The following is a 16690-nucleotide window of genomic DNA, read 5'->3' on the forward strand; positions in this document are numbered from 1 at the left end:
ACCGTGCGCGAACTGGTGCCATGTCGTTGTCCTTTCACTGGCACGGAAACGGGTACGAACCTTCGCGCGCCGGGGAAAGCGCCGCCGCCACGGACGACGGGAACGTCGAGGGTGGTTCGTGCTCGTCGTCCGTGGCGGACCAATGGATTTCACGGTTCGCCCGTGCCCCGCAAGTCTTGACAAGCGCGGCCTACGGGGTATCCGGCACCGGGTGTCGCGAATTCGACGGTCCGTCAGAAAGGGCAACGCCGCTGGCGGGGATGGGTCAGTCGGTGGGCCGCCCGAGCAGCGCCACCAGCCCGTCTGCCAGCCCGCCGCGCCAACAGGCGTAGTCATGGCCGCCGTTGAACTCGCGGTAGGAGAGGTCGTAGCCGCGGGCCGTCAACACGTCCCGCAGGTGGCGGTTCTGGCCGAGAAGCATCCACTCCTGGAGGCCGACCTCGATCCAGAAACGGGCCGGCCGACGCTCCTCGGCGGCGAAGCGACGGGTCAACCATTCACTGCCGGCGTCGAATTCGGTCTCGTCGGGCCACCAGAACGAACCGGACTGGGAGAGCGCGTTGCCGAAGCGCTCCGGGCGGTGGTAGGCGGCGTACGCGGCGGTCAGGCCGCCCGCGCTCTGGCCGGCGATCACCGTGGCGGCCGGGTCGGTGCTCGCGCCGAACTCCCTTGCTGCCCAGGGGAGGAGGCGGTCGGCGAGGAGGTCGACGAAGGCCGGGTTGCAGCTCAGGTCGGCCGGTCGTTGCGGTCCCATGGTGTGCACGAGCAGGGTGACGGTGGGCGGGATCGCGCCGTCCGCCGCCAGGTTGTCGAGGGTGTCGCCGACGGACAGCACCTCGCCCCACATCTCGCCGTCCAGCAGGACCGCGACCGGGTACGGGCCGTCGCCCGCCCGGTGCCCGGCCGGGAGGTGGACGTCCACCCGCCGCCCGGCCGCCGTGTGGGCGAGCGTGCGCCCGCGCGGCACGCCGTCCCGCCGCCGGACGTACGGCTGCGCGGGCGCGGCGGGCAGGCTGAGCACCGAGGAGGGGTGGCGGCCGTCGCGGGCGGGCAGCCGGGGTTCGCTGTCGTACGGATCGGGGCGGGCCTGGTCGAGGACGTGCAGCCAGTCGCGGCGGCTGGTGCCGGGGGCCTCGCCATGGAACGGGTACAGCTGGTAGGAGGCGCGGTGGTCGGCGCGCAACCGGTAGGTGATCGACCACGTTCCGGCGGACTGGCGCTCCATCAAGTGCGGTGTGAGGTCGCCGGAGTGGCGGTCCTTGTCGGTCACGGTGTGCAGCAGTGCGAGCACGCCGTCGCAGTCGTCGTCCCGGTGGGTGAAGGTGACCAGACGGTAGGCGGGGTCGTCGGGGTCGAGGGCGATGGCAACGGGGGTTTCCGCGGTTTCCACGGTGAGGTCTCCAGGGGTGGTCATGCGGGGCTGCCCTTGCGGCCGAGCAGCACCCAGAGCAGGAAGGGGCCGCCGAGGACGGTGGTGACGATGCCGACGGGGATCTCCACCCCGCCGATCAGCATCCGTCCCAGGGTGTCCGCGAGCACGACGAGCAGTGCGCCGGTCAGCGCGGAGCCGAGCACCGGCACCCGCGCGGGCCCGGCCAGCCGCCCGGCGATCACCGGCGCGGCCAGTGCCACGAAGCCGACCGGCCCGCAGACGCCGACCGCCAGCCCGGCGAGCGCGACCGCCAGCAGCAGGCAGGCGAGCCGGACCCGGCCCGGGTCGACGCCCAGGGCGGAGGCGACGCTGTCGTCGAAGCGCAGCACCGCCAGCCGCCGGGCCACCACCAGCGCGAGCGGCACCAGGACCGCCAGCCCGAGCAGGATGGGCGTGGCGACGGAGAGGTCCCGTCCGTTGAGGCTGCCGTTGGTCCAGATGTACAGCGAACCGGCCGAGTTGAGCGAGCGCCGGGCCATCGCGACCTGGATGACCGCCGAGGCGAGCGCCGACATGGCGAGCCCGACCACCAGGACCCGGTAGCCGTGCGCGCCGAGCCCGCCGGAGGCCAGGGCGACCACCAGGACGGCGGCCAGCGCGCCGAGCGGGCCGGCCCACCAGGCGCCGAAGGTGCCCGCGGTGCTCGCGGAGATCAGCACGGCGGCCGTCGCCCCGTCGTTGACGCCGAGGAGTTCGGGTGTGGCCAGGCGGTTGCGGGCGAGGGTCTGGGTGAGGCAGCCGGCCAGGCCGAGGGCGGCCCCGGCGGCGAGCCCGGCGACGATCCGGCCGAGCCGGAACTTCTGCACCAGCAGGACGTCCAGCCGGTCGCCGTAGCCGAACACGGCCTGGAAGGTGCGGGTGAGGTCGAGTTCGCTCTGCCCGGCGTGCGCCGAGACGACCACGGCGGCCAGCAGCGCGGCGGCCAGGCCGAGGGAGGCGAGCAGGGCCCGGCGCGGCAGCAGCAGTGACCAGGCGCCGTGGCGCAGCGCCAAGTCCGCTTGCGGCGGGGCGGGTCCGCCGCGTCGGGCGGGCGCGGTGGCCTCGGCGGGGTCGGCCATGGCCAGGGCGGCGGAGTGCCGGGAGCGGACGATCGCGATCAGCGCCGGGGCTCCGATCAGTGCGACGATCACCGACACCGGCGCCTCGAAGGGTCGGGCCACCACCCGGGCGAGCACGTCCGCGCCGGTGAGCACGGCGGCGCCGAACAGTGCGGCGAGCAGGGTGAGTCGGCCGACCCGGGGGCCGGCGACGGTGCGGGCGAGGAAGCCGGAGAGCAGCCCGAGGAAGGCGACCGGCCCGGCCAGCGCCACCGCGGCGGCGGTCAGCAGGGTGACGGCGAAGGCGACGGCGGCCCGGGTGGCGCCGGGCCGGTGGCCGAGGCCGCGGGCGAGGTCGTCGCCGAGGGCGAGCGCGGTCAGCGGCCGGGTGGTGAGGGCGGCGAGCAGGAATCCGGCGCCGAGCACCGGGGCGAGCTGGCGCAGTGTGGTCCAGCCTTCCACCCCGGCCAGCGAGCCGAGCACCCATACCCGGTAACGCTCGTACGCCTCGGGTGAGTTGACGATCAGCACATCGGTGAGCCCGCGGAAGATCGCGGCGACGGCGGAGCCGGCGAGCACCAGCCGCATCGGCGAGCCGCCGCCCCGGCTGCTGGCGACCAGCAGCACCACGGTGCTGGCGAGCACCGCGCCACCGAAGGCCAGGGCGAGGTAGCCGAAGGAGGTCTGCGTGCCGAGTACGGCGATGCCGAACACCACGCCCAGCGAGGCGCCCGCGTTGACGCCGAGCAGTCCGGTCTCGGCCAGCGGATTGCGGGTGACGGACTGGAGTTGGGCTCCGGCGACGCCGAGCGCGGCGCCGACCAGCAGGGCGGTGACGGTGCGCGGCAGCCGCAGGTCGCCGACGACCAGGACGAGACGGCCGTCGGCGCGGGCGCCGTCACGGTTCAGCAGGTAGTCCAGCACCCGCCCGGGGCCGACCTCGCCGGCGCCGACCGACAGCGAGAGCACGGCGAGGGCGAGCAGGAGCAGCACCAGGCCGACGACCATCGGCCAGGTGGGGCGGGTGCCCGCCGCCCGGCCCCCGGGTGGTCGGGGCTCCGGCGCGGTGGCGGGGGGCGCTTCGGGGGCGCCGACTTGCGACAATGTCATAAGGTAAGGCTAACCTAATGAACAAGTCGTCCCGAGGGGCACCTCCGCCGCGCCGAGCTGCCCCGGACACCGCTCAACTCCCGTACCACCGTTGCCCGGAGGCACCCATGCCGTTCGCCCGTCGCCCGCTCAGCCCCGTCCGCCGCCGCGCGGCCCAGGCGCTGGCCGTCACCGGGGCGGCCGCGCTCCTGCTCACCGGCTGCGGCTCCTCCGGCTCCTCGTCCGCGGATTCCTCGACGGCCGCCTCCCCGGCGGCGGGCGCGACGGGCGGCGGCAGCGGGGGAAGCGGCGACGGCGGCAAGCGGACCGTCAAGGACGCCACCGGCAAGGCCGTGGACGTCCCCGCCGAGCCCAAGCGGATCGTCACCCTCACCCAGGAGGACCTGGACGCGGTGCTCGCCCTCGGCGTCAAGCCGGTCGGCATCACCAACGGCCAGGGGCTGGCCGAGCCGCCCGCCTACCTCAAGGACAAGGTGCAGGGCGTCCCGGTGATCGGGAACCTGCTCCAGCCCGTGATGGACAAGGTGATCGCCGCCAAGCCCGACCTGATCCTGGCCGGCGACATGCAGGACGAGCAGGTGCTCAAGCAACTGCGCGAGATCACCCCCGCCACGCTGGTCACCATGGCGCCCGCCGACGACTGGAAGCTCGCCTTCCGGGGCATCGGCAACGCCGTCAACAAGCTCGACCAGGCCAACAAGGTGATCGGCGACTACGAGGCCAAGGCCGCCAAGGCGGGCGGCGAGCTCACCGAGAACAAGGGCGCCGCCGTCTCCATCGTGCGCTGGAACCCCACCGGCCCCAGCTGGATGGAGAAGAAGCAGTTCGCCGGCGGCGTCGCCCTGGACATGGGCCTGACCCGCCCGGCCGCGCAGGACAAGGACGGCAACGCGCACAGCCCGGCGCTCAGCCTGGAGAAGCTGAACGAGATCGACGGCGACTGGCTGTTCCTGTCCACCCTCACCGACGACGGCAAGTCCGCGCTCAAGGACGTCCAGTCCAAGCCCGCGTACCAGGAGTTGAACGCGGTGAAGAACAACCACGCCGTCACCGTGGACGGTTCGGTCTGGTCCACCCGGGGTGGCCCGCTCGCCGCCGACGTCGTGATCGGCGACCTCGCCAAGGCGCTCGGCGGCAACTGAGCGGCGGCGAACCAGGGGGAGGTGCCATGGAGTTGACGATCGAGGGGCTCAGTGCCGGCTACGGGCCGGGGCGCCCGGTGCTCGGCGGCGTCGACCTCACCGTCCCCGCCGGTCAGGTGGTGGCGGTGGTCGGCCCGAACGGCTGCGGGAAGTCCACCCTGCTGCGGGCGGTGGCCCGGCTGCACCGGCCGGACGGCGGGCGGGTCCTGGTCGGCGGCGAGGACGTGTGGCGGCTGCGCCCGCGCCAGGCCGCCCACCGGATCGCGCTGCTGCCGCAGAGCCCGCAGGCCCCGGAGGCGGTGACCGTCGCCGGACTGGTCCGCTACGGCCGCCACCCGCATCAGGGGCTGTTCCGCCAGTGGTCGGCGCAGGACGAGCGGCTGACCGCCGAGGCCCTGCGCGCCACCGGCGTCGAGGAGCTCGCCGACCGCCGGCTCGACCGGCTCTCCGGCGGCCAGCGGCAGCGCTGCTGGCTCGCCATGGTGCTCGCCCAGGACACCCCGGTGGTGCTGCTCGACGAGCCGACCAGCGCGCTCGACCTCGGGCACGCGGTGGAGGTGCTGGAGCTGGTCCGCCGGGTCGCGGCGGGCGGGCGGACGGTGGTCATGGTGCTGCACGACCTCGCGGCGGCGGCCCGCTACGCGGACCTGTTGGTCGCGCTGCGGGACGGCGCGGTGGTGGCGTGCGGGGCGCCGCGCGAGGTGGTGGACGCGCGGCTGGTGCGGGCGCTGTACGACATCGACAGCCAGGTGCTGGCGGCGCCGGGTGACGGCGCGCCGGTGATCGTGCCCAGGGCGCCGCTGGACTGAAGGCACCGCCGGACCGACGGGCACTGCCCCACCGACGGGCACTGCCGGACCGGCGGGTGTCGCGGGACCGACGGGGGCTGCCACAGCGGCGGGGCGGCGGCCTTCGGGCAGCCGCCCTTTCGCCATTTCCCCTCATCGACCACCCGTTCGAGTGGTTTGGATCCGGGCATGTCAGGCCCTGATCCACCCCGCCCGCCGCGTTGTCAGTACCCCTCGCTACGTTCCTCGCATCGCTGGTCAGCAGGTGATCGACCGGCGATCGACAGGTGTTCCCGGGCGGCGCTCGGGTGGGAGGAGTACGGCCGTGGCATGGGTGGAGACGGGCGCGGGAGGCTACCGCGTCGCACTCGACGGGGAGGGCAGGGTGGTGTGCCGCAACGCGGCGGGCCGCGACCTCAAGTCCGTACCGTCGAAGCTCGGTGACGACCCGGTGGTGACGCAGCTCAAGCAGCTCGCCGAGTGGCTCGCCGCGCACGAGCGGGGCTGCCTGGAGGACGTCGAGCGCTGGATGGTCCGCTCGCTGCCGGTGCCCGCCGCCGTGCTCACCGCCGTGTGGCCGGACGAAGCCTGGCAGGGCGTCCTGAAGGACCTCGTGGTCACCGCCACCGACGGCTCCGTCGCCGGGTTCCTGCGCGGAGCCGACGCCGAGCGCGGCCTCGGCCTGGTCGACGTGGACGGCGACACCGTGCGGCTGACGGACGGCGAGGTGCTGATACCGCACCCCGTGCTGCTCCAGGACTTGGACGAGCTGCGCGAGTTCGCCGTCGAGCTCGGCGTCTCCCAGCGCGTCCAGCAGCTCTACCGCGAGGTCTGGCACCGGCCCGCCGAGCTGCCCGGCGGCACCGAGGTCACCACCTACGCCGGTGGCCGCTACCGCGAGCTGCGCGAGCTGGTCGGCCGCTGCACCCGGCTCGGTTGCCGGGTCCGCGGCGGCTCCGCCGTCCAGCCGGTCACCGAGGGCGGCCGCACCGTCGAGGCCCGGGTCTGGGTCGGCGACTACTACGAGTACGACGCCTGCGAGACGGGCGCGCTCAGCTGGGCCGGCCCGGACGGCCGGGCCCTGCCGCTCACCGAGGTCGGACCGGTCGCCTGGTCCGAGGGCATGCGGATGGCCGCCGCCCTGTACGCCGGCCGCACGATCCAGGGGGAGGAAGGCGCATGACCGCCACCGCGAACTCGACCACTACCGGCTCGGCCACCACCAGCTCGACCGCCGCCACGCCCGACGAGCTGCTCGACGCCGGGGCGGTCCTCCCGCCGGGCACCCTGTCCGACGCAGGCCGCCCCGACAGCGCCGCCGACGTGCTCACCGCCCGCAGCTACGCCCACCCCGCGCTGGACGGCCGCCGGATCGTCCGGCTGGTCCCCGGTGCGCTCGGCCAGGCCGAGGACCTCGCCCTCGACTTCCTCGGCCTGGCGCCGCAGGCCGCGCCCGTCGAGGTCGGCCAGGTCCGCCAGGAGGCGCTCGGATTCCCCGCCTGGGCGCTGGTCCACGACCCGGCCAACGGCCATCACGCGCTCGCCCTGGTCAAGGAGATGGAACGGCTGGCCCGCCAGGCCACCTCCAAGCCAGGCGCCGCCAAGGAGGGCTTCGACGAGCTGGCCGTCCGCCTCGGCCGGGCCGTCCCGCACTTCCTGCCCACCTTCTGCGAGGAGGTCGGCCGGATCTTCCTCGGCCACGGCAACCAGACCTACGCCGCCGCCTGGTTCGGCAAGGCCCGCGAGGCCGAGCGCACCCACGGCCTGACGGTCGACGAGGAGCGGCTGCGCGCCGTCTTCCTGGAGTTCGCCCTGGCCGGCGCGCTCACCGTCAAGGCCCTGCGCCAGTACGTCAAGGAGCTCGCCCAGCGGCTCGACCCGCTGACGGCCTGGCAGCGCTTCCGCCAGTTGTGCACCGAACGCTCCGCCGCCGGCATGGCCCCGTACGCCGGAGTCGCCGAGGACGCCCGCGCGCTGATCAGGGCCGCCGGGCTGGACCGCGCCGAGCACGAGCGGGCGCTGCTCGCCGAACTGCTGGACTCTCCGGCCGTCAACCGGGCACCCGGCGCGTTCTGGAAGTCCTGGCACGGCGCGCTGATCGAGCTCGGCCGCCATGACGCGGCGATCCGCGCCCGGCTGCTGGAGCTGCTGCCCGACCCGGCCTCCGTCGAGGCGGCCCCGCACGACACCGCCTGGCTGGCGGTCCTCGCCGAGACCGGTGCCGAGGAGCTGCTCACCGGCCCCCGCCCCGAGGGCGCCGAGCCCGCCGCCGCCTGGCTCCAGCGCTGGTGCCACCACCTGGGCCGAGGCTGGCGCTCCCGGCCCAGCTGCCCCGCCACCCTCGCCCTGGCGGGCCGGATGGTCGAGCGGCTGAAGGCCGACGCCGTCCCGGTCGACCTGTTCACCGGCATCCGCGGCAGCCACACCCGGATCGACCTGCTGGACCTGTTGCTGGCCGCGGGCGTGCCGGTGGCCGACCCGCCGGGGAGCCTCGGCTTCGACCTGCGCGACTGGGCCGACCAGTGCGGCCCCGACAGCCCCCGCCTCGCCGCCGTCGCCGCCGACGACCGCTTCCGGCCGGCGCTGCGCGACGCCGCCCCGCCCGCCTGGGAGACGGCCGTCAAGTGCCAGGCCCCCGCCGTGCCGCTGCTGCGCGAACTGTTCGCGGAGTGGGCCGAGGCCCGCGCCGAGGAGCTGTCCGCCGCCCGCGGCCTGGCCGGCGCCGCCGACCTGGTCCGCTCGCTCGGCCAGTACCGCGACGCCATCAGGACGGTCGCCCCGGCCGCCGCCGAGCGGATCGCCGCGCTCGACGTCACCGCGCTGCTCACCGGCGCCCTCACCACCGGCATCCTGGACGAACTCGGCTGGCCCGCCCTGGAGGAGGCACTCGGCAAGCTCGCCGACCCGCCCGCCGACGACGCCCCGCAGCACCCCGTGCCCGGCCTCGGCGGCGCCGGCCTGAGCGGCCTGATCATCGAGGACGCCTGGCCGCACCTGATCCTCGCCCGCCTCGACCGGGCCGTCGTGGTCGGCCCGGAGGGCATCGTGCTGGAGCACACCCTGCGCGTGCCCGAGCAGCCGCACCGGCGCAACCGGACGAGGCTGCGACTGGTCGACGGCGAGCTGCTGGTCGTCTGGTCCCAGGAGGGCAAGCAGCTCGCGTACTGGTCCAGCCGCCCGGACGAGCGGTTCGAGCTGGAGGGCCCGACCATCGCCGGCTACTACTACGGCGACCGGGAGCCCGAGGCACCCTCCCTCCAACTGCCCGGCGGCGGCCGCACCACCGGCGAACGCCCACTGCACGCCGGTGACACCCGGATGCCCCACGAGCACCGCGTCCTCGGCGACGGCACCGGCTACTGGACGCTGCGCCACGCCTCCGACGGCAGCTCCGTCCTGCGTGAACTCGACCCGGCCACCGGCACCCTGGGCCGCACCGCCGAGCCGCCGGTGATCGCCGCCACCGCCCCGGCCGGCCGGCTGGTCCAGCGCAGCACCTGGCTGCTGCCGCTCCAGCCCGGCCTGGAGCGCACCCCGCTCGGCACCGACGGCACCGTGCTCGGCAGCTGGGCCCGGTTCGAGCCCGGAAAGGCCGTCACCACCTTCACCGCCGACGGGCAGCGCATCGTGCTGCCGCTGGCCGGGCACCGGCCGGACACCGTCCCGGTGGCCCGGCTCGCCCTGCCCGGCACGGACGGCCCGGTGGTCACCCACACCTCCGGCGGCCACTTCGCGCTCAACCTGCCCGACCTCACCGACCGCGCCGACCGCACCGTCGACCTGCGCCCCTGCCAGTCCGGTGAACTCACCGCCGCCGGCACCCCGCTCGTCCCCCCGTACCCGCACTGGCACGCCCTGCGCCCGCGCGACGAGGCCGGCTCCGAGGAGCTGCGCGCCGTCACCGTCGAACAGGCCGCCCGGCTGATCGACGCCGCCTGGCCCGTCGACACCGAGCCGGTCCCGGAGGCGGAGCGGTGCTGGCTGACGGTCCAGGGCGTGCGCCGCCCGCTCGCCCGGCACAGCGTGCGCACCCTGCCCGTCCAGGAGGTCGGCGCCGTACTGCCCGGCATCGCGCATCCGCGGCTGCTGGCCGGCGTCGCCGGGCTCGCCCGGGCCGCCGCCGACCTGCTCGACCGGGTCGCCCGGTTCGTCCCGCAGCCCGAGGCCGAGCGCCCGGAGAAGGCGAAGGCCAGCGAGTGGCAGCCGGAACACGGCTGCGACGACGACCTGGGCGAGGCCGTCCGCGCCGTGCTGCCCGAGATCGAGGGCTTCGGCAACCGCTGGGGCTCGTCCGGGCACTGGTGGGTGCTCAACAACCTGCGCGCCGTCACCGCCGTGCTGGCCGCCCCGCCCGCCGCCGACGGCGAGGGCTGGACGACGCCCGCCACCGTCACCCTGCGCGGCGGCGACGCCCACCACGGCTGGCTGCACCTGCTCGGCCGGATCCACGCCCTGGCCTACGCCGTCGCCGCGCCGTTCACCCGGTCCGCCCACCGCTCCTCGCTGGGCCTGCTGCTCGGCGAACTGACCAAGGGCCCGCTGGCCGACCGCGGCGCCACCCTGCGCGAGATCGTCCTCGCCGAGCCCGCCCCGGTGAGCGCGAACGCCACCGGCAGCCGTCCGACCGGCCACCGCCAGGGCGAGGTGCTGCGGCACGGCGAGCGCACCGTCGTCATCCTCGGCCACCGGCGGCAGCAGTCCGACGGCACCGACCACTGGCTCGCCGTCGACCACGACCCGAGCGGGGAGTTCGGGCCCGTCGCGCACTTCACCACCGTCGAGGAGCGCGACACGGAGGACCTGCTGTCCGCCGCCTGGGTCGCCAAGTTCTGGCGGGTCGCCGCGCTGCACGGCACCTTCCCGTGGGAACCCGCCCGGGCCGAGGCGTTCAGCGAGCTCACCGGCATCGGCACCACCCGCTCCACCCTGCTGCTCAACCCGCCGCCCCGCCTGCTGTACTGGAGCGACGAGGCCATGCCCGCCGAGTACGGCTTCAAGACCGGCGAGTTCAAGGCCGCCCGGGCCTGGCTGCGCCGCCAGGACCACACCGGCCTCGCCGCGGTCTGGGGCGCCCTGCTGCCCGCCGACCCGAAGACGCTGTGGACCGAGGGGCCCGACGTCGCCGCCGGGGCCGAGGAGTGGAACCGGCGTTTCGGACGGCTCGTCACCCTCCCCGAGGAGGCCCTGACCACCGTCCAGGGCGTGTCCATCGACACCGTCGAGGCCGTGCTCAACCCCGCCCACACCCCGTGGCTGACCGGCCGCACCGGCTTCCGGCTCACCGACCTGGGCGGGGCAGGCCTGCGGCTGTTCGCCGAGGACGCCTCTGCCGTCCCCGACAGCGGAGCGCTCGACTCCACCATCCGCGCGCTGCGCTGGCTCGCCTACCACCTGCCCGCCGACAGCCCGCTGCGCCCGCTGCTGCCCACGGCGGCCGCCGCGCTGCGCAGCCGGCTCGCCGACCCGGAGCTGCTGCTCGACCTCGACCTGATCCGCACCGTCAAGGGCGCCTCGCTGGCCGCCGTCCTGCGCACCCACTTCGGCCTGCCCGCCGAGGGCGGCGCCGACCAGGACGGCCTGGTCCACTGCGGCCCGGCGCTCGTCCTGACGCCGTACCACGAGGACTACGAGCGGATCTGGCTGCGCCCGGCCGCCCTCACCGGCCCCGACGACCCGCTGCTCGAACTGCTCGACGGGCTCTCCGGCAGCTACTGGTTCGCCACCGAGCGGCGCGCCATCGAGTCCGTGCTGCGCGGCGAGCCGCAGCGACTGGCCGACTCCGCCCGCGCCGTCACGGCCGTCACGGCGGAGGACGAGGGCCCGGCCTGGCTCCAGAACCCGCAGCGGTCCGCCCCCGAGCTGGTCGCCGAGGTGGCCCGCACCCACGGCCTCGGTGAGGACGCGGCCACGCTCTACCTCCAACTGCTCGCCCTGCCCGACCCGACCGACCGCAACGCCGCCCGCTGGACGGGCTGGAAGCCCGCCCGGTTGAAGAAGGCCCGCGCCGAACTCGCCGCCACCCCCCTGGTACTGGAGGCCAAGCGCAGCCGGGCCGGCCGCGGCCTGTTCCTGCCCGGCGGTTGGCAGGAGGCCAAGGCGCCCGCCCTGCCGGCCGAGACCTGGAAGGCCGCCCTGTACGACCTGCCCACCCACCGGCCCGCGCTGCCCGCCCTGCCCGTCCCCGAGCTGTTCGCCCGGGCCTGGCAGCGGACGGTCGACGGCGACGGCCCCGGCTACGAAGAGCTCCAGACCAGCAAGCGCAGGAAGGCCCGCCGATGAGCACCACCACCCCCGTCCCCGCGTCCGCGGACCGGCAGATCGTCCCGCCCGAGGAGAAGTACGCCGCCGAACTGGAGTTCCTGGCCGCCCACGACAGCGGCCCGCGCCCGCCCGGTTGGCGCCTGACCCCGCGCGCCGTGGTCACCTTCGTGATGGGCAGCGGCGGCGAGAAGCTCAAGGCCGGGCGCAAGGGCCTGGTCATCGAGCCGAAGTTCGTCGGGGAGCGCGCCCTGGTCGAGCGCTGCGTCGTCACCCTCGCCGGGGAGCGCGGCCTGCTGCTCGTCGGCGAGCCCGGCACCGCCAAGTCCATGCTCTCCGAGCTGCTCGCCGCCGCCGTCTGCGGCACCAGCGCGCTCACCGTCCAGGGCACCGCCGGCACCACCGAGGACCAGCTCAAGTACGGCTGGAACTACGCCCTGCTGCTGGCCAAGGGGCCCAGCCGTGAGGCCCTCGTCCCCTCGCCGGTGCTCACCGCGATGACCGCCGGCGCGGTCGCCCGGGTCGAGGAGGTCACCCGCTGCCTGCCCGAGGTGCAGGACGCCCTGGTCTCGCTGCTCTCCGAACGGCGCATCGCCGTCCCCGAGCTGGCCGGCACCCCGGACGGGCAGCTGCACGCCGCCGCGGGCTTCACCCTGATCGCCACCGCCAACCTGCGGGACAAGGGCGTCAGCGAGATGTCCGCGGCGCTCAAGCGGCGGTTCAACTTCGAGACGGTCGGCCCGATCGGCAGCCTCGCCGCCGAGGTGGACCTGGTCCGCCGTCAGTCCACCGTCGCCGTCGCCCGGGCCGGCGCCGCGTACGCGGTGGACGACGCCGTCCTGGAGGCCCTGGTCACCGCCTTCCGTGACCTGCGCACCGGCCGCTCCACCGAGGGCTGGGACGTCGAACGCCCATCCACCGTGATGAGCACCGCCGAGGCGGTCTCCGTCGCCACCTCGCTCGGCGTCAGCGCCGCCTACCTGCCCGACGGCGGCGACCTGCTCGGGCGCCTGCCCGGCCAGCTCCTCGGTGTGGTCCGCAAGGACGACCCGTCCGACGCGGCCCGGCTGCTCGGCTACTGGGACGGCCCGGTCCGCCGCCGCGCCGAACAGGGCGCCGCCACCTGGCGCACCCTGTGGGACCTCCGCTCGGCACTGGAGGCCTGATCCGATGAGCAGCGCGGAGATCCCCCGCCCGGACGACGCGGACCAGGCCGTCCGGGCCGAGGCCGACCGGCTGGCCGCCTCCGGCACCGGCCGCCCCGGGCCCTACCTGATCGGCGTGCGCCACCACGCGCCGTCCCTCAGCGCGGTCGTCCCCGCGCTGCTCGACGCCGCCCGGCCGCAGGCCGTCCTGGTCGAGCTGCCCGCCGAGTTCCAGCCCTGGCTCGGTTGGCTCGCCGACGAGGCCACCTCGGCCCCGGTCGCCCTCGCGGCGGCCCCGGCCGGGGCGCAGGAGCCGGCGGGGCCGGGGGAGGCGGGCGGGCTCGCGTTCTACCCGTTCGCCGACTTCTCCCCGGAACTCGCCGCCCTGCGCTGGGCCCGGCGCAACGGAGTGAAGGCCATCGCCTGCGACCTCCCGCTCGCCCACCGCGCCGCCCGGTCCGAACAGGCGCGGCGCACCGGCGCGGCCCCGGGCACACCCGGCGTCGCCGACGCGCTGCGCCACCGCCTCACCGGCCGGGACTCCGACGAGGACCTCTGGGACCGCCTGGTCGAGACCGCCGCCCCCGGCTCCACCCCGGAGGCCGTCCGGCGCGCCGCCCTGCTCGTCGGCTGGGCACTGCGCCGGGACGCCGAGACCGGCTCCGGCGTCGACCCGTACGACCTGCGTCGCGAGGCCTGGATGCGGGCCCGCATCCAGGCCGCCTCGGCCGGCGGGCGCCGGGTCGCCGCCGTGATCGGCGCCTTCCACGCCCCCGCCCTGCTGGACGGCACGCTCGCCACCGAGGAGCCGCCGCACCCGGCCGACCCCGGGCACGTCCTGTCCCTGATCCCGTACACCTACCCGCTGCTCGACGCCCGCTCCGGCTACCCGGCCGGCATCCGCGACCCGGAGTGGCAGCACACCGTCCTGGACGCCGGCGGGGACCCGGAACGCCTCACCGAGGCGCTCACCACCACCGCCGTCCGGATCTGCGCCGCCCTGCGCACCCAGGACCACCCCAGCGGCCCGGCCGACGCCCGCGAGATCGTCCGGCTGGCCGGCGACCTCGCCCGACTGCGCGGCCACGCCGCCCCCGGCCGCGGCGAACTCGTGGAAGCGGCGCAGACCGTCCTCGCCCAGGGCGAACCCCTCGGCCGAGGCCGGGCCGTCGCCCGCGCCCTCGAACACGTCCTGGTCGGCACCCGCACCGGCCGCCCCACCCCCGCGGCCCCGCGCAGTGGGCTCGCCCCCGCCGTCGAAGCCCTCCTCGCCGACCTCGGCCTCCCGGGCCCCACCGACCCCGGCCCGCGCGACCTGCGCCTCGACCCGCTGCGCAGCGACCTGGACCGCCGCCGCGAGATCCTCCTGCACCGCCTCACCGCCTGCGAGGTCCCCTACGCCGAGGCCGTCGCCACCACCGGCGCCGGCGGCACCGAAACCCTCGGCACCCGCTGGCGCCTGCACTGGACACCGGCCACCGCCGCGATGCTCACCGTCGCCGGCACCCGCGGCGTCACCCCCGCCCAGGCCGCCGAAGGCGCCCTGCGCGCCCGCCTCACCGACCAGCCGACCCCGCGCGAGACCATCGACGGCCTCACCGCCGCAGCCTCCTGCGCCCTCCCCACCCTCACCGAGACCCGCCTCACCCACCTCACCACCACCCTTCCCACCTCGGCCACCCTCCCCGAACTCCTCGACGCCCTCGCCCTCCTCGACCGCCTCGCCGCCGGCCACCTCCCGGGCTACGCCCAGGGCGCCGGGGATGCCCTCGCCCCCGGTGGCGCCGCCGCTGGTCACCTTCCGGGCGGCGCTCAGGAGACCGGGGACGTCAGGGCCCTCTCCGGCGCCCCGGTTGCCGAAGGCGCGGAGGCCGTTGGCTCCGCTGAGGCTGCGGGTTCCCGCGATTGCCCCGCCGCCGACCACCTTCCCGCCGGCTCCCCGGTCGTTGCCCCGGCGCGGACCAGCCCCGGTCCGCTTGCCCGGGCTGGTGAGGTGCTCACCGCTGCCGCCGTGCGGCAGTTGGAGGGCCTGGGCGGGTCGGATGATCCGCAGGACGCGCGGGCGCTGGTGGAGTTGGTGCGGCGGGCGGACCGGCTCGGTGGGGTGCGGCTGGCGTACGTGTTGGCCGAACTCGCGGAGCGGGGGAGCCCGTTGGTGCGGGGCGCGGCCGGTGCGGTGCGGGTGCTCCTCGGGCAGGAGGCGGCCGAGGTGTTGGGCGGCCGGGCTGCCTCGTGGGTGGACGGTGCGACCGGCCCGCAGGCGCGGCAGTCGCTCGGGCGGGCACTGGTCGGGCTGCTGACGGCGGCGGAGGGGCTGTTCGACTCCGCGCCGCAGGCGCTGGAACCGGTGCTGGAGCGGGTCACCTCGCTGCCCGACGACGCCTTCCTGGACCGGCTGCCCGCGCTGCGCGGCGGCTTCGACACGCTCAGCCCGGCCGCCCGCGACCGGCTGCTCGCCCTGGTCGAGGAGCGCCTGGGCACCCGGCTCGCCGCACTGCCCGAGGACGTCGGCCCCGCCGTGCTCGCCGGCTGGGTGCGCGCCGACCTCGCGGCCCGCGCGGCACTCGCCCGCCGCGGCCTCCTGCCGCCCGCGCCCGAGGGAACTCCGGCGCCCGCACCGCAGCCCACCACCCCACCACCACCCACCGCCGAGCCCGACCCGTCCCACACCCTCGCCCCCGCCGAGCGCTGGCGGCTGCTCCTCGGCCGTCCCGGCAACGGCGGCCTGACCGGTCGCGGTGCCCGGCTCGCCACCGCCCTGGACGAGCTGTACGGCAGCGGCCACGGCGAGGGCTCCGGCCCGGGTGTGGACAGCCGGGGCGGCCGAGGCGGCCGCGAGGCCCCGTACCCCGGCGTGCGGGAGTGGGCCGAGGAGCTGGAGTCGCTGTTCGGCCCCGGCGTGCGCGAGGAGGTGTTGGCCGCCGCTGTCGCGCAGGGCCGCATGGACGTCCTGGAGGCGGTCGACCCGTCCGCCGTCCGCCCGTCCGTCGACCTGCTGCGCACCGTGCTGGAGCACGCGGGCGGCCTGCCGGAGGCCCGGGTGGCCAGGCTGCGCCCGCTGGTGCGGCGCCTGGTGGACGAGCTGAGCAGGGAGCTGGCCACCAGGCTGCGCCCGGCGCTGACCGGGATCTCCGTGCCGCGCCCGTCCCGCCGCCCAGGCGGTGGGCTGGACCTGGACCGGACCATCCGGGCCAATCTGGCCACCGCCCGTCCCGCGCCGGACGGCGGCACCCTGATCGTGCCCGAGCGCCCGGTCTTCCGGACCAGGGCGCGGCAGGCCAACGACTGGCGGCTGATCCTGGTGGTGGACGTCTCGGGGTCGATGGAGGCCTCCACCGTGTGGGCCGCCCTGACGGCCTCGATCCTGGCCGGGGTGCCCTCGCTGAGCACCCACTTCGTGGCCTTCTCCACCGAGGTCCTGGACCTCACGGAGCGGGTGGACGATCCGTTGAGCCTGCTGCTGGAGGTGCGGGTCGGCGGCGGCACCAGCATCGCGAGCGGCCTGCGTTACGCGCGGCAGCTGGTGACGGTGCCGTCCCGCACGCTGATCGCGGTGGTCAGCGACTTCGAGGAGGGCGGGCCGGTCGGCGGGCTGCTGGCCCGGACCCGGGCCCTGGTGGACTCCGGCGTGCACCTGCTCGGCTGCGCGGCGCTGGACGACACCGGGACGGCCCGCTACTCGAAGGCGGTCGCGAGCCAGTTGGTCGCGGCCGGAATGCCCGTGGCGGCGTTGAGCCCGCTGGAACTGGCCCGCTGGGTGGGGGAGAAGGTGCGATGA

At 76.1% G+C, this 16690-nt stretch carries 8 protein-coding genes; 6 read left to right on the plus strand and 2 right to left on the minus strand.

Going from position 1 to position 16690, the window contains the following annotated elements:
- Window positions 1–265 precede the first annotated feature (265 nt).
- Both fes and fhuB read right to left on the minus strand, forming a co-directional pair.
- On the minus strand, window positions 266–1414 hold the full coding sequence (gene fes / locus QWJ13_RS14690) for an enterochelin esterase (RefSeq protein WP_316524612.1): 1149 nt from the start codon (window positions 1412–1414) through the stop codon (window positions 266–268).
- On the minus strand, window positions 1411–3579 hold the full coding sequence (gene fhuB / locus QWJ13_RS14695; protein WP_316524613.1) for a Fe(3+)-hydroxamate ABC transporter permease FhuB: 2169 nt from the start codon (window positions 3577–3579) through the stop codon (window positions 1411–1413). The genes fes and fhuB overlap by 4 nt, the downstream gene beginning before the upstream one ends.
- 107 nt (window positions 3580–3686) lie before the next feature.
- Here fhuB and QWJ13_RS14700 point away from each other — a divergent pair, with 107 nt between their 5' ends.
- The 6 genes from QWJ13_RS14700 (at window position 3687) to QWJ13_RS14725 (ending at window position 16690) form a co-directional block, all read left to right on the plus strand.
- Window positions 3687–4721, plus strand: coding sequence for an ABC transporter substrate-binding protein (locus QWJ13_RS14700; protein ID WP_316524615.1), 1035 nt, complete (start codon window positions 3687–3689; stop codon window positions 4719–4721).
- 26 nt (window positions 4722–4747) lie between these two features.
- On the plus strand, window positions 4748–5530 hold the full coding sequence (locus QWJ13_RS14705; RefSeq protein ID WP_316524616.1) for an ABC transporter ATP-binding protein: 783 nt from the start codon (window positions 4748–4750) through the stop codon (window positions 5528–5530).
- A 304-nt stretch (window positions 5531–5834) separates the two neighbouring features.
- Window positions 5835–6692 (plus strand): DUF4132 domain-containing protein, encoded by an 858-nt coding sequence (locus tag QWJ13_RS14710; RefSeq protein WP_432277508.1) that lies wholly within the window; start codon window positions 5835–5837, stop codon window positions 6690–6692.
- Entirely contained in the window at window positions 6689–11788 is a 5100-nt protein-coding gene (locus QWJ13_RS14715; RefSeq protein WP_316524618.1) for a hypothetical protein, read from the plus strand. Before QWJ13_RS14710 ends, QWJ13_RS14715 begins: the two co-directional genes overlap by 4 nt.
- Window positions 11785–12933, plus strand: a complete 1149-nt coding sequence (locus tag QWJ13_RS14720) for an ATP-binding protein (RefSeq protein ID WP_316524620.1) — start codon at window positions 11785–11787, stop codon at window positions 12931–12933. Before QWJ13_RS14715 ends, QWJ13_RS14720 begins: the two co-directional genes overlap by 4 nt.
- A 4-nt stretch (window positions 12934–12937) precedes the next feature.
- Entirely contained in the window at window positions 12938–16690 is a 3753-nt protein-coding gene (locus tag QWJ13_RS14725) for a vWA domain-containing protein (protein WP_316524622.1), read from the plus strand.

Source organism: Kitasatospora brasiliensis, from assembly GCF_032654805.1.
Taxonomy (GTDB): Bacteria; Actinomycetota; Actinomycetes; order Streptomycetales; family Streptomycetaceae; genus Kitasatospora; species Kitasatospora brasiliensis.

What these genes read in the sequence shown, in the direction of transcription:
- fes (WP_316524612.1), bottom strand. Translation starts at nt 1,414, where the DNA reads ATGACCACCCCTGGAGACCTCACCGTGGAAACCGCGGAAACCCCCGTT.
- fhuB (WP_316524613.1), bottom strand. Translation starts at nt 3,579, where the DNA reads ATGACATTGTCGCAAGTCGGCGCCCCCGAAGCGCCCCCCGCCACCGCG.
- QWJ13_RS14700 (WP_316524615.1), top strand. Translation starts at nt 3,687, where the DNA reads ATGCCGTTCGCCCGTCGCCCGCTCAGCCCCGTCCGCCGCCGCGCGGCC.
- QWJ13_RS14705 (WP_316524616.1), top strand. Translation starts at nt 4,748, where the DNA reads ATGGAGTTGACGATCGAGGGGCTCAGTGCCGGCTACGGGCCGGGGCGC.
- QWJ13_RS14715 (WP_316524618.1), top strand. Translation starts at nt 6,689, where the DNA reads ATGACCGCCACCGCGAACTCGACCACTACCGGCTCGGCCACCACCAGC.
- QWJ13_RS14720 (WP_316524620.1), top strand. Translation starts at nt 11,785, where the DNA reads ATGAGCACCACCACCCCCGTCCCCGCGTCCGCGGACCGGCAGATCGTC.
- QWJ13_RS14725 (WP_316524622.1), top strand. Translation starts at nt 12,938, where the DNA reads ATGAGCAGCGCGGAGATCCCCCGCCCGGACGACGCGGACCAGGCCGTC.